Consider the following 12,100-nt stretch of genomic DNA (forward strand, 5'->3'; position numbering starts at 1 on the left):
GCGACGGTCCGGCCCAGGGGGTCATCCCGCCGGCATCCCGCTGTCATCTGTCATCCGCGCGAGCTCCGCGGCCGCGGCGACGGGGTAGCCGGCCTCCGCCAGTTCCTCCAGGCCGCCGGCCAGCGCCGCCAGCGGGCGGCACAGGTCGTCGTGGGCCGCTTCGCTCCCCCGCGAAAGGGCCAGATGCAGGGCGGTGATCCCGGTCTGGGCCCACCCCTCGCCGTGCTCCCGCAGCCAGTTTCGCGAATCCCCGACGAGGTGCCGAAAGGCGGTGGAGTACAACAGGTGGCCCTCCAGCGCGAGCCGCCAGGCGACATCCGGGTCGCCCTCCGACTCCCGCAGCTCCGCTGCCAGTCGGCCCAGGCGTCGGGCATACGGCGGGGCTGCCTCCGGGTACGGCAACCGGCCGGTCACCGAGGCGGACTCGCCGGAGGCGAGAGCACGGTGCAGGGCATCCACGGGCTCGCCCAGGTCCGCCCCGGCTTGCAGCACCGCCTCGCCGAGCGTGACCGGCGCCCCGTCGTCCAGAACGCGCTCCTCGGCCGGCACGGCGGCCGGGTCGAGGGAGGCCGCCCGGGCGAGCAGCGGCTCCGCCTCGGCCGGGCGGCCCGCGGCGCGCAGGTGCACGCCGGTGCGGGCCAGCGCGCCCGCGAGGTCGCCCCAGCCCTGCTCGGCGATGCTCAGCTTGAAGTCGTCCACGGCCAGGGCCTGGTCCCAGTCGGCATGGGCGGCTTCGATCCGGGAGGCGACCTCCGCGGCCATGTCGACGGCGTACCCGACGTGCGCGCCGGGGTCGGCGATCACGGTGTCGATCGCGTCCCTGTACCGGCTCAGGGCCTGTCCGGCGCAGTACAGGGCCTGGTCCGGGTCACCGTGCCGCGCCTGGACGACCGCGACCAGGCTGAGAACCCGGGCGAAGTCCAGTGAGAGGGGCGGCCCCGCGGCCTGCAACCCGGCCCCCGCATATGCCTCCACGGCCCCGTCGGCGTCGGTGAGCGCGGAAACCGCGTGCCCGGCGACGGAGTGGGCCACGGCCCGGCGGGCACGGACATCGCCGATCCTGGCCGCCAGAGCCGGCGGTGTGAGCCCGGATCGCTTGTAGCGGCTCTCGCTCTCGTCGAGCGACGACAGGGCCTCGTCGATCAGGTCCGCGCCGGTCTGCGAGGACCCGAGGGAGTACAGCAGCGACGCGAGCTGTTCGTTGAGCCGCGGTTCGTCCGGGCGGACGTCCAGCTCCGCGCGCAGGATCCCCGCCGCCCGGTCGTGCAGGTCCAGCGACCGCAGAACGAGGCGACGGCTCTCCGCGCCGTCGGCTCGCTGAGCCTGCGCGCGGGCCTCCACGCCTTCCCAGTAGAGCTCGCGCACCCGCGACTGCCAGCCGCCGACCGACGAAGCCATCGAGTCCCCCCTTGCCGACTGCGAAGGCGACTCACCCTAGTCGAACACCCGAGCCCCCGAAGGGGCTTCTCCGGCCCTCTCGCCGGCCTCGGGGAATCCCGGTGTTTCGCTGCGGCCGCGTGGGTGCAGGCGCGTCGGAAAGTCACGGAAACCGTGCGGCCCGGCGGGCTACCGTGAACGGACCGGTCCGCGGGGCCGGCCTGGACACGGAGAGGCGGACACCCCTTGAGCTGGTCGATGTTCAGGTTCCGCGAGCACTGGGCACACGCGCACGACGTCCAGCAGGAGACGTTCATGGCGTTGGCGGCGATGTACGTCGAGGCGAATCCCGCGTACCGCGCGCTGCCGTGGCTGCGCGAATGGCAGGCGTTCTGGCTGGGGTCGATCGGGCGGCAGCCCAACGGTCTCTCAGACGTGTGCGCGGACGACTATCTCACCGACGACGTGCGGGTCGCGCAGTTCCGGGCGTTCCTGCGCGACTACCAGGCGTGGCTGGTCGCCTCGGAGGGGCCGTTGCACACGGCCGCAGGGCTGAGCGCCGACAAACTCCTCGACTTCGCACAGACCGTCGACGCCGTGCTCGCCGGCGACGACGCGCACCCCGCGGTTCAGCTCGCCCAGCAGTGAGGAGCCTGCCGCCGCCGTCCGGAAGGGGCCGCGCCCCGAGGCTCCGGGACGGCGGCGGGTCAGACGCCGATGTCCTCGTTCCAGAGCGTGGGGTTCCGCTCGATGAACTCGCGCATCATCGCGACGCACCCGGCGTCGTCCAGGAGCACGATCTGCACGCCGTGCTCCGCCAGCCAGTCGTGGCCGCCGTGGAAGGTGGCCGCCTCTCCGACGACCACCCGTGAGATGCCGAACTGGCGGACCAGGCCGGAGCAGTACCAGCACGGGGAGAGGGTCGTGACCATCGTCGTGCCCCGGTACGACCGCTGCCGGCCCGCCGCGCGGAACGCCGCCGTCTCCGCGTGTGTGGAGGGGTCGCCGTCCTGGACGCGCCGGTTGTGGCCGCGTCCGAGGAGCGTGCCGTCGGCGCCGTAGAGGGCGGCGCCGATCGGGATGCCGCCCTCGGCGAGGCCGGCCCGGGCCTCGGCGACGGCGGTGGCGAGCCAGGTCCGTGCCGTCGCCTGATCCAGAAGGTCCATGAAGTTCATGCTGCTGTGGCGGGCGGCCGAGGGCAATGCGGGACCACTCGATCGGGGATGTGCGCCTCCTTAACCGCCCCGCCGAGGCGGCCAGTTGAGCGATCTGTAACCTGGCCCGATCATCGTGGCTCGTGGGAGGAACGTTCATGGTTGCTGCTCCGGTACTGGAGGAGCTGCGGGAGGTCTGCCAGCCGCAGGCCAAGCTGGCGAGCCGCAACGGCGAACACTGGGCGGGCCGGCTGTACATGCGGCGGGTCTCCCTGCGGTTCACCCGCCAGCTGGTGCGCACCCGGGTCACCCCGGACCAGCTGACCTGGACGATGGTTGTGTGCGGGGTGCTGTCCGGCGCCGCGCTGCTGATCCCGGGCCTGGCCGGGGCCCTGCTGACCGCCCTCCTCATGCAGCTCTTCCTGCTCTTCGACTGCGTGGACGGCGAGGTCGCCCGCTGGAAGGGCCAGAACAGCGCGACCGGCATCTATGTCGACCGGCTCGGCGCCTACCTCGCCGACGCGGCGCTGATGACCGGCTTCGGCTTCCGCGCGGCGGAGTCCGGGCTCGGCGGCTGGGCGGGCTTCAACGGCTGGGTCTCGCTCGGGCTCGCGACCGCTCTCGGTGTCGTGCTGCTGAAGGCGTCGACCGACCTGGTGGACGTGGCACGGGCCCGGCGCGGGCTCGCCGTCGCCGACGACGAGGCCACGGCGCCGCGCTCGCAGGGCGTCGCCTCGATGCGCCGGCTCGCCGCCGCGTTCAAGATCCACCGGGTGACCAACGGCATCGAGGCCTCCCTGGTCCTCGTCGTCGTGGCGTTCGCCGACGCGGCGACCGACTCCGTCGACCCGACCCGCTGGGCGCTGGCCGCCATCGCCCTCATCACCTGGCTGATGGTCCCGGCCCACCTGCTGTCGATCCTGTCGTCGTCCCGCCTGCGCTGAGCCCTCCGGGCGGCACGGGACACGCGGACGGCCGGGCCCCGCCGCGGTGGCGGAACCCGGCCGGGAGAAGCAGGGTCCGGGCGGCGGTCCCGGCCGGAACATCCCGGACCGCTGGGAGCACCGTTCAACCGGTCACGGCCGCAGGCCCGCCTTGTCGACGACCGCCCGGCGCACGACGGCGTCGTCGTCGAACACCGTCCCCTTCTTGTACTTCCCGAAGTCCCGGGTGAACGTCGCCCGCTGCCCGAGCATCTGGTGCGTCGTCCTGTCGAAGATCCATTCCGTCCGGAAGGGGAGCTTCGCATCCTCTCGGACGATCCCCACGCCGTGTCGTCCGAGCACGTCCACGGCGTCCTCGTCCGTCCTCACCCCGGAATGGCGAGCGGCGGCCCGGTAGAGGGCGGCTGCCTGCGCGGGCGGCACGATCCCCCTCACCATCAGATAGCCCACCGTCTCGAACGCGGACTGATCCCCCTCGAAAACGACGGGCGGCGCGCCGTCCATGAGCTGGACCCATACACCGGAGGCGCGCTTGCGAAGCCAGTCGTCCATCAGGTCGGGGTCGGTGGGCAATGACTTCAGATGCAAAGGCCGGTTCCCGTGACCCAGGTCACAGGAACCGGCCTTCACCGGAGGGCGGTCACACGCCCGCGTACGAGTGCTTTCCGGAGACGAAGATGTTGACGCCGTAGTAGTTGAACAGCCAGCAGCCGAAGGCGATCAGCGCCAGGTAGGCGGCCTTGCGGCCCTTCCAGCCTGCGGTGGCGCGGGCGTGCAGGTAGCAGGCGTAGGCGACCCACGTGATGAACGCCCAGGTCTCCTTGGGGTCCCAGCCCCAGTACCGGCCCCAGGCGTCGCCCGCCCAGATCGCGCCCGCGATGATCGTGAACGTCCACAGCGGGAAGACGGCCGCGTTGACCCGGTAGGAGAACTTGTCGAGGGACGCCGAGGCGGGCAGCCGCTCCAGGAAGGAGGTGGCGAACTTCCCGGGCTCACCGCCGTTCACCAGCTTGTTCTCGTACGAGTCCTTGAACAGGTAGAGGATCGTGGCGACCGCGCCGACGTAGAAGACCGCGCCGCACAGGATCGCCGTCGAGACGTGGATGTACAGCCAGTACGAATGCAGCGCGGGCACCAGCTGGTCGCTCGCGGTGTACAGGACGGTGACGGCGATGCCGAGGTCGAGCAGGACCGTGGTGATCAGGAACAGCCCGAGCCAGCGCACGTTCTTGCGCAGCGCGAGCAGCGTGAGGTACACGCCGACGGCCACCGTGGAGAAGGTGATGTTGAACTCGTACATGTTGCCCCACGGCGCCCGCTGCACCGAGGCCGCGCGGGCGATCACGCCGGCCAGCTCGACCAGGAACGCGAGCACCGTGAGGGAGATGGCGATCCGGCCGTACATGTCGCCCTGCTCGTCACCGCCGTGCGCGCCGGGCCCGTCGGGCACGTCGCGCGCGCCGGCCGCGGCGCGCACGACGACCTGCGGCCGCTCCATGACGGCCGTGCCACCGTTCTTCTTCACGGTGACGGCCGGGCCCTTGGCGCCAGTAGTGGCGGTGAGCGCGGCGGCGGTCCGGCCGACCTTGCTGCGGCTGCCGAGGAGCCATTCGGCGATGTACGCGAAGAAGGCCAGGGTGTAGACGGCCATCGCGGAGTAGATCAGCGTGTTGCTGATGTTCGCGAGGTTTTCGTTGGTGGCGGCGGCGAGAGTCACTTTCCAGCCCCTTCGGCAGGTACGACTCGGGGTTCGGAGTGTTCGGGGGAAACAGGGGTGTCGGGAGTCTCCGGGGCCGGGTCCGCGGGCGCCTGGTCGTACAGGATTCCGGCAAGCTCGCCGAGTTCCTCGGGCACCTTGGCGGACTCGCTGCGGCCGAGACCGCCCATCTCGACGACCGTCACCCCGTCGTCGCCCCGCACCGCCCGCACCCAGACCCGGCGCCGCTGGAGGAACAGGGAACCGGCGAGACCGAAGATCGCGGCGATGGCCCCGCCGAGCGCCCAGACACTCGCGGGCTGCTGGGTGACCTGGAAGTTCGCCCACTCCTTGGTGCCGTCATAGGTGATCGAACCGGCGCCGTTCGGGAGGGTCATGGTCTCGCCGGGCGTCAGGTTGTCCCGCAGCTGCGCGCCCTTGGCGTCCTTGAACTCCTTCATGTGCGCCTTGTCGAGCTGGTACACGCTCTGCGGGATGCCCGAGTCGGCTCCGAGGTCACCGTGGTACGGGGCCAGGTTCAGCACCGGGTTGTCCAGAGCCGGGAACTGCGAGACGACCGCGGTGTTCGCGCCGCCGTAGGTCGGCAGGAAGAAGGCCTGGAAACCGAGCTGTTCGGTGAGGCCCGCGGCGTTCTTGTAGCCGTCGAGAACCTTGATCACACCGGAGGAGGTGATGTTCGCGTCGAGCGGCAGCAGCGGCACGGCGTCGTGGTAGACCACGTTGCCCTTGCCGTCCCGGACGGTGACGAGGGGTGCGTAGCCGTGGGCGGTGAGGTAGATCTTCGAGTCGCCGATCTCCAGCGGCTCGTTGACCTTGACGATCGTCTTCCTGTCCTTGCCGTAGGCGCCCACGCTGTAGGTGAGGGAGGCCTGGAAGGTGCGCGCGGTGCCCTTGTTGGGGCCGCTGGTCTCGTAGGTGCCGGTGAAGTCGTTCAGGGTGAAGCTGAACGGCTCCAGGTCGTCGGTGCCGAACAGGTTGCCGGACTTGAAGTCGTTGTACTGCGTGAGGGTGTTGGAGAAGCCGTCTCCCTCGACGACCAGCTTGTTGCCCTCGGACCTGTAGAGCTGGCCCCAGGCGAAGGCGACCAGCATCACGATCAGCGCGATGTGGAAGACCAGGTTGCCGACCTCGCGGAGGTAGCCCTTCTCCGCGGCGACGGCGTCCCCGGCAGGGTGGGCGCGGAAGCGGCGCTTCTTGAGGAGGGCGAGCGCGGCCTCGCGGACCTGCTCCGGCTCCGCTTCGGTACGCCACGTCGTGTAGGCCGGCAGCCGGGTCAGGCGCCTGGGCGCGCCCGGCGGGCGGCTGCGCAGCTGCCCGACGAACTGCCAGGTGCGGGGCACGATGCAGCCGATGAGGGAGACGAACAGCAGGATGTAGATCGCGGAGAACCACACCGAGCTGTAGACGTGGAAGAGGCCGAGCCTGTCGTAGATCGGCGCGAGCGTCCCGTGGGCCTGGCGGAAGTCGGCGACCTTCGTCTCGTCGGTGCCGGACTGCGGGATCAGCGAGCCGGGGATCGCGCCGAGCGCCAGCAGCAGGAGGAGGAGCAGGGCGACCCGCATGGAGGTCAGCTGCCGCCAGAACCAGCGGGCCCAGCCGAGCACTCCCATGCCGGGCAGGTTCGACGCCGACTCCACCGGGGCGGTGGAGAGCTGGGAGCCGGCCGCGGCGAGGTCCTGGTCGTCGGGGGCGGCGGCCTCGGCCGGAGCGCCGGGTGTGGTCTTGCTCATGGATCAGATCCCCACATCGAAGCCGGCGGACCAGGACTGCACGTCCTGCACAAGACGGTCCCACGCACCGGTGAGCAGCAGGACACCGGTCAGGATCATCATGATGCCGCCGATCCGCATCACCCAGACGTAGTGGCGCTTGACCCAGCCGAAGGCGCCGAGCGCCTTGCGGAAGGCGACCGCGGCGAGCACGAACGGCACGCCGAGGCCGAGACAGTAGGCGACGGTCAGCAGAGCGCCGCGGCCCGCGCTGCCCTGCTGGGAGGAGAGCGCCAGCACGGAGGCGAGGGTCGGACCGATGCACGGCACCCAGCCGATGCCGAACAGGGCGCCCAGCAGCGGGGCGCCGAGCAGCCCGGTCACGGGCTTCTTGTGGATGCGGAACTCCCGCTGCGTCATCCAGGGCATCAGGCCCATGAAGAAGGCGCCCATGAGGATCATGAGCACCCCCAGCACCTTGGACAGGACGTCCTGGTTGGCCTTGAGCGTGTCGCCGAAGTAGCCGAACAGGGCCCCGCTGGAGACGAAGACGAAGGTGAAGCCGAGCACGAAGAGGGAGGCGCCGGCGACCATCCGCCCGCGCCGTGCGTCGGCCAGGTCGGTGCCGGCGACGCCGGTGACGTACGAGAGATAGCCGGGGACCAGCGGCAGGACGCACGGTGAGAAGAAGGAGACGAGCCCGCCGAGCAGCGCGACGGGCAGGGCGACCAGCAACGCGCCGTTGAGCACGGTGTCGTTGTAGCCCGTCGCGGCGAGCGTGGTGACGGCGCTCACGTCACTTCTCCGCGAGGACGGGGGTAATCATCTTGCGCAGCTTCTCCTCGCTGAGCGCTGCCAGCGAGCGGGCGGCGATCTTTCCCTGCCGGTCGAGGACCAGGGTGGAGGGGATGGCCTGGAGGCTCAGCGTGCCCTTCTTGAAGCGCAGCAGCAGCTTGCCCGTCGGGTCGGACAGGCTGGGGTAGGTGATGCCCTGCTGCTTCTCGAAGGCGAGGGCGTTGTCGTTGCTGGTGTCCTGGGTGTTTATGCCGACGAACTGCACGCCGTCGTCCTTGAGGTCGGTGTAGACCTTCTCGAAATTCGGCGCCTCGGCCCGGCACGGGTTGCACCAGGAGCCCCACACGTTCAGGACGACGACCTTGCCCTTGTAGGACTTGAGGTCGAGCTGTCCGCCGGCGACGGTCTTGCCGGACAGGTCGGGGGCCGCGTCCCGCTCCCCCTGCTCGACGGTGGAAATGCCGTCCTTGCCCATCACGAAGTTGGTGTCACCACCCCCTCCGGAGGTGCCTCCGGAGGTGCAGGCGGACAGCAGCAGTGCGGCGACGGCTCCACCGGCGGCCGTCGTCAGGACGGCACGGCGCGAGCGGATCCGGCTGGTCGAGCACAGGGGGGTGCGGCTGGCGGCACTCATGTGAAAAGTTTCGCATGCCCGTTCCAGGGATCTTGCCCACCCCCCTTGCGGGGAGAAAACCCCATTTCACGCAGCGTCGGAGGCGGAGCCGGACGCGGTCGCGGAGGTGGAAGCGGAGGGGGCGCTCGCACCCAGGAAGGCCTTCCAGCCTCCAACGGGCTGCTGTCCGACCTCGAGGGTGCGCAGCTTCTCGAGGACCTCCGGCTTCTGGACGTCGATCCAGTCCACGAACTGCCGGAAGGAGACCAGCCGCACGTCCGCGCCCTTCTCCTTCTCGCGCGCGATGTGCTTGAAGGCCTCCTCGACGGCGTCCATGTAGATGCCGCCGTTCCACTGCTCGAAGTGGTTGCCGACGAAGAAGGGTGCGCGGTTTGTCTCGAATGCCCGCTTAAATCCCTGTATGTACGCCTGGGAGGACTGCTGCCGCCAGCCCGGGTAGTTGTGGGCGGGCGCCTTGGTCGAGTTGACCGACTGGTTGGCAAGCATGTTGTAGTCCATCGAGAGAACCTCGAAAGAGCGGCCGGGGAACGGTATCTGCTGCAACGGCAGATCCCAGATCCCGTCCTTCTTCTTCGGCCACACCTGCCGCCCGCCGGGCGAGGAGGCGTCGTAGCGCCAGTTGAGGGCGCGGGCGGTGGGCAGCAGGTTGTCCTGGCCGAGCAGACAGGGCGTCCGGCCGCCGACGAGTTCCTTGTCGTAGTCGAAGGGCAGCGCGGGCAGGTCGCTCCAGCCCGTGTTGGTCCGCCACTCCTTCACGAACGACTTCGCCTGGTCTATCTCGCTGCGCCACTGCTGGGGCGTCCACTTGCCGACCGAGCCGTGACCCTCGCCGCAGAAGTGGCCGTTGAAGTGGGTGCCTATCTCGTGCCCCTCGAGCCAGGCGCGGCGGACGCCCGCCAGTGTCAGCTTGACGTGCTCGTCGGTGAGGTAGCCGATGTCGGAGGCGCCCCGCGGGTTGTTCGGCGGGTCGTAGAGCCGCTTCTTCGACTCGGGCAGCAGATACAGCCCGGAGAGGAAGAAGGTCATGCTCGCGCCGTGCGCCTTGGCGAGGTCGAGGAAGCGTGTGAAGAGGCCGTTGCCGACCTCACCGGCCCCGTCCCAGGAGAAGATGACGAACTGCGGCGGCTCCTCGCCGGGCTGGAGCGGCACCGGCTTGGCCGGCTGGTGCGGCTGCTTGCCGGTGAAGGAGGTGGAACCGTCGCCGATGGGGCGGGCGGTGGCCTTCGGACTGGCGCTGCCGGACGGCTTCCCCGAGCCGCCGGAACCGCCGTGCGCGCTCGGCCCGTCCGAGTCCGTGAGGCTGCCGCAGCCCACGAGTCCGGCAGCGGCGGCGGCCCCGGCACCGAGTCCGAGTGCTCCCCTGCGGGTGATGGCGCGCATCTGGCAACCCCGTTCGTCACGTTCTCTGGTAGTCACATATTCAGAGCACATGACGAACGCGGGGGTTCCGCCGATACTTCCGGATTCCGTAACAGAGCGGCCGATTCCAGCCACACGTTCCGGCCAGGGTTTGGCCAGGGGATCGGCCAGAGGTGCGGCTAGGCCCCGAAGGCCTTGCCCTTCCCCTGCACCGGCCTGGCGCCGGCCCGGAGATGGGCGGGCACCAGGTCGATGGCGGGCTCGCTGTAGCCGACGGACACGATCCTGTCGCCCTGGTACGTGAAGGTCGTCAGCGAGGCGAGCGTGCACTGCCGCTTGCGCGGGTCGTGCCACAGCCGCCGCCGCTCGGCGTAGGACCGCACGATCCAGATCGGCAGCTGATGGCTGACGAGCACCGCCTCGTGCCCGCGGGCCGCCTCCTTCGCCGCGTCCAGGGCACCCATCATCCGGACGACCTGGTCGACGTACGGCTCGCCCCAGGACGGCCTGAACGGGTTGACGAGGTGCTTCCAGTTCTCGGGCCGGCGCAGCGCCCCGTCCCCGACGCCGAACGTCTTGCCCTGGAAGACGTTCTCGGCCTCCAGAAGCCGCGGGTCGGTGGCCAGGTCGAGCCCGTGCACCTTGGCGATCGGCGTCGCCGTCTCCTGCGCCCGCTCCAGCGGGGAGGCGACGACATGCGTGATGTCACGGGGGGCGAGGTGTTCGGCGACCCGGTCGGCCATCTGCCGGCCCAGCTCGGAGAGGTGGTAGCCGTCGAGCCGGCCGTAGAGGACACCGTCGGGGTTGTCGACCTCGCCGTGCCGCATCAGGTGGACGACGGTGATGTCCTTCTCGCCGTTGACGTCGCTGCGGGCCGTGTTGCCCAAGGCCTTCTCCAGGGCGCTCTCGAAGGCCTCCTGGGATGCCTTCTCGGATGCCGTCTCGGCTGGGTTCTCGGGGGCGTTTTCCGGGGTGGTCATGCCGCTGTGGCCTCCGCAGCCGCTCGGGCCGCCGCCGGGAGGGCGTCGGCGATTCTCTGGACGGCCCGGTCGTCGTGGGCCGTGGACACGAACCAGGACTCGAAGGACGACGGCGGCAGGTAGACGCCGTTCGCCAGCAGCGAGTGGAAGAAGGCGGTGAAGCGGAAGGACTCCTGCGCCTTGGCGTCCTCGTAGTCACGCACCGGCCGGTCCGTGAAGAAGACGGAGAACATGTTGGAGGCGCTCTGAAGCGTGTGCGCGACACCCTCCTTGGTCAGCGCCTCCGACACCAGGGACTGGATCCGGGTGGAGACGTCGTCGATCGTGGCGTAGGCGGCGTCGTCGAGGAGCCGGAGCTGGGCGAGTCCCGCGGCGGTCGCCACGGGGTTCCCGGAGAGGGTGCCGGCCTGGTAGACGGGCCCGGCGGGGGCGAGGTGCGCCATGACGTCCGCCCGGCCGCCGAAGGCCGCGGCGGGGAAGCCACCGCCCATGACCTTCCCGAAGGTCATCAGGTCGGGCCGCACGCCGTCGATCCCGTACCAACCCGCCCGGCTGGTCCGGAAGCCGGTCATGACCTCGTCGGAGATGAAGAGCGCGCCGTTGTTCTGGCAGGCGTCCTTGAGCCCCTGGTTGAAGCCGGGCAGCGGCGGCACGACCCCCATGTTCCCCGGCGAGGCCTCGGTGATCACACAGGCGATCTCGCCGGGGTGCCGGTGGAACGCCTCCTGAACGGCCTCGAGGTCGTTGTACGGCAGGACGATGGTGTCGCCGGCCTGGGCGCCGGTGACGCCGGGCGTGTCGGGAAGCGCGAAGGTGGCGACGCCCGAGCCGGCGGCCGCGAGGAGCGAGTCGACGTGCCCGTGATAGCACCCGGCGAACTTGATCACCTTGGTGCGCCGGGTGAAGCCGCGGGCGAGCCGGATGGCCGACATGGTGGCCTCGGTGCCGCTGGAGACGAGCCGCACCTCCTCCAGGGGCCCGATGCGGTCGACCATCTCCTCGGCGAGCGTGACCTCGCCCTCACCGGGCGTACCGAAGGAGGTACCGCGCGAGACGGCGTCCTGCACGGCGGCGATCACCTCGGGGTGCGAGTGCCCGAGGATCATGGGGCCCCACGAACAGACGAGGTCGACGTACTCCCGCCCGTCGGCGTCCGTCAGATACGGGCCGGTGCCGGACACCATGAACCGGGGTGTTCCGCCCACGGCGCGGAACGCGCGCACCGGCGAGTTCACACCGCCCGGCGTGACGGCGGACGCACGGTCGAACAGTGCCTGCGAGACAGGCGCATCGTATGAATAGGGCAGTTCGCTCATGACCTGCGACTTCTCCGACCTTCTCCGACTTGCTGGACTCCGGTTGCCAGTGACCTCCCAGAGTAGGCCAGCCGAGCCCGGAGCCCGCGGGGCCGTCATCCGCTTCACCATCTGC

12 protein-coding genes are annotated in these 12,100 nt (G+C 70.4%); 2 read left to right on the top strand and 10 right to left on the bottom strand.

What is annotated here, in order from left to right; genetic code table 11:
* Positions 1–21: 21 nt before the first annotated feature.
* On the bottom strand, positions 22–1,398 hold the full coding sequence (locus ACFWBB_RS36175) for a hypothetical protein (RefSeq protein ID WP_385281455.1): 1,377 nt from the start codon (positions 1,396–1,398) through the stop codon (positions 22–24).
* 237 nt (positions 1,399–1,635) lie between these two features.
* Between ACFWBB_RS36175 and ACFWBB_RS36180 the strand changes: the two genes are divergently transcribed.
* Positions 1,636–2,025: a hypothetical protein gene (locus ACFWBB_RS36180; RefSeq protein ID WP_385281458.1), complete on the top strand. Its 390-nt coding sequence runs from the start codon at positions 1,636–1,638 to the stop codon at positions 2,023–2,025.
* Between the two features lie 59 nt (positions 2,026–2,084).
* Here the strand turns inward: ACFWBB_RS36180 and ACFWBB_RS36185 are convergent, their stop codons facing one another.
* Positions 2,085–2,543 (bottom strand): nucleoside deaminase, encoded by a 459-nt coding sequence (locus ACFWBB_RS36185; RefSeq protein WP_385281459.1) that lies wholly within the window; start codon positions 2,541–2,543, stop codon positions 2,085–2,087.
* A 146-nt stretch (positions 2,544–2,689) separates the two neighbouring features.
* On the opposite strand from ACFWBB_RS36185, the gene ACFWBB_RS36190 reads away from it, so the two are divergent.
* Positions 2,690–3,475 carry a CDP-alcohol phosphatidyltransferase family protein gene (locus tag ACFWBB_RS36190; protein WP_385281462.1) on the top strand — a complete coding sequence of 262 codons (786 nt, stop codon included), beginning with the start codon at positions 2,690–2,692 and terminating at the stop codon, positions 3,473–3,475.
* A 132-nt stretch (positions 3,476–3,607) separates the two neighbouring features.
* Here the strand turns inward: ACFWBB_RS36190 and ACFWBB_RS36195 are convergent, their stop codons facing one another.
* The 8 genes from ACFWBB_RS36195 to hemL all read right to left on the bottom strand — a co-directional run bounded on the left by ACFWBB_RS36195 (position 3,608) and on the right by hemL (position 11,985).
* On the bottom strand, positions 3,608–4,105 hold the full coding sequence (locus tag ACFWBB_RS36195) for a CU044_5270 family protein (RefSeq protein WP_385281465.1): 498 nt from the start codon (positions 4,103–4,105) through the stop codon (positions 3,608–3,610).
* 10 nt (positions 4,106–4,115) lie between these two features.
* Complete coding sequence (gene ccsB, locus ACFWBB_RS36200) at positions 4,116–5,192, bottom strand: c-type cytochrome biogenesis protein CcsB (protein WP_385281467.1); 1,077 nt, start codon at positions 5,190–5,192, stop codon at positions 4,116–4,118.
* The gene (locus ACFWBB_RS36205) at positions 5,189–6,922 is read right to left on the bottom strand and encodes a cytochrome c biogenesis protein ResB (RefSeq protein WP_385281469.1); all 1,734 of its coding nucleotides are present in this window, start codon (positions 6,920–6,922) and stop codon (positions 5,189–5,191) included. Before ACFWBB_RS36205 ends, ccsB begins: the two co-directional genes overlap by 4 nt.
* 3 nt (positions 6,923–6,925) lie before the next feature.
* The gene (locus ACFWBB_RS36210) at positions 6,926–7,696 is read right to left on the bottom strand and encodes a cytochrome c biogenesis CcdA family protein (protein WP_385281472.1); all 771 of its coding nucleotides are present in this window, start codon (positions 7,694–7,696) and stop codon (positions 6,926–6,928) included.
* Between the two features lies 1 nt (position 7,697).
* Positions 7,698–8,330 (bottom strand): TlpA family protein disulfide reductase, encoded by a 633-nt coding sequence (locus tag ACFWBB_RS36215; RefSeq protein ID WP_385281474.1) that lies wholly within the window; start codon positions 8,328–8,330, stop codon positions 7,698–7,700.
* Between the two features lie 66 nt (positions 8,331–8,396).
* The gene (locus tag ACFWBB_RS36220) at positions 8,397–9,710 is read right to left on the bottom strand and encodes a hypothetical protein (RefSeq protein WP_385281476.1); all 1,314 of its coding nucleotides are present in this window, start codon (positions 9,708–9,710) and stop codon (positions 8,397–8,399) included.
* Between the two features lie 158 nt (positions 9,711–9,868).
* Positions 9,869–10,516, bottom strand: a complete 648-nt coding sequence (locus ACFWBB_RS36225) for a histidine phosphatase family protein (RefSeq protein ID WP_385281527.1) — start codon at positions 10,514–10,516, stop codon at positions 9,869–9,871.
* A 149-nt stretch (positions 10,517–10,665) separates the two neighbouring features.
* On the bottom strand, positions 10,666–11,985 hold the full coding sequence (hemL, locus tag ACFWBB_RS36230; protein ID WP_385281478.1) for a glutamate-1-semialdehyde 2,1-aminomutase: 1,320 nt from the start codon (positions 11,983–11,985) through the stop codon (positions 10,666–10,668).
* Positions 11,986–12,100: the final 115 nt, after the last annotated feature.

It is taken from the genome of Streptomyces sp. NPDC060000 (genome assembly GCF_042737375.1).
Classification (GTDB): domain Bacteria; phylum Actinomycetota; class Actinomycetes; order Streptomycetales; family Streptomycetaceae; genus Streptomyces.

Coding starts and splice junctions, on each gene's coding strand:
- ACFWBB_RS36185 (WP_385281459.1), bottom strand. CDS start 2,543: ATGGACCTTCTGGATCAGGCGACGGCACGGACCTGGCTCGCCACCGCC.
- ACFWBB_RS36225 (WP_385281527.1), bottom strand. CDS start 10,516: ATGCGGCACGGCGAGGTCGACAACCCCGACGGTGTCCTCTACGGCCGG.
- ACFWBB_RS36205 (WP_385281469.1), bottom strand. CDS start 6,922: ATGAGCAAGACCACACCCGGCGCTCCGGCCGAGGCCGCCGCCCCCGAC.
- ACFWBB_RS36220 (WP_385281476.1), bottom strand. CDS start 9,710: ATGCGCGCCATCACCCGCAGGGGAGCACTCGGACTCGGTGCCGGGGCC.
- ACFWBB_RS36190 (WP_385281462.1), top strand. CDS start 2,690: ATGGTTGCTGCTCCGGTACTGGAGGAGCTGCGGGAGGTCTGCCAGCCG.
- ACFWBB_RS36215 (WP_385281474.1), bottom strand. CDS start 8,330: ATGAGTGCCGCCAGCCGCACCCCCCTGTGCTCGACCAGCCGGATCCGC.
- hemL (WP_385281478.1), bottom strand. CDS start 11,985: ATGAGCGAACTGCCCTATTCATACGATGCGCCTGTCTCGCAGGCACTG.
- ACFWBB_RS36180 (WP_385281458.1), top strand. CDS start 1,636: ATGTTCAGGTTCCGCGAGCACTGGGCACACGCGCACGACGTCCAGCAG.
- ACFWBB_RS36175 (WP_385281455.1), bottom strand. CDS start 1,398: ATGGCTTCGTCGGTCGGCGGCTGGCAGTCGCGGGTGCGCGAGCTCTAC.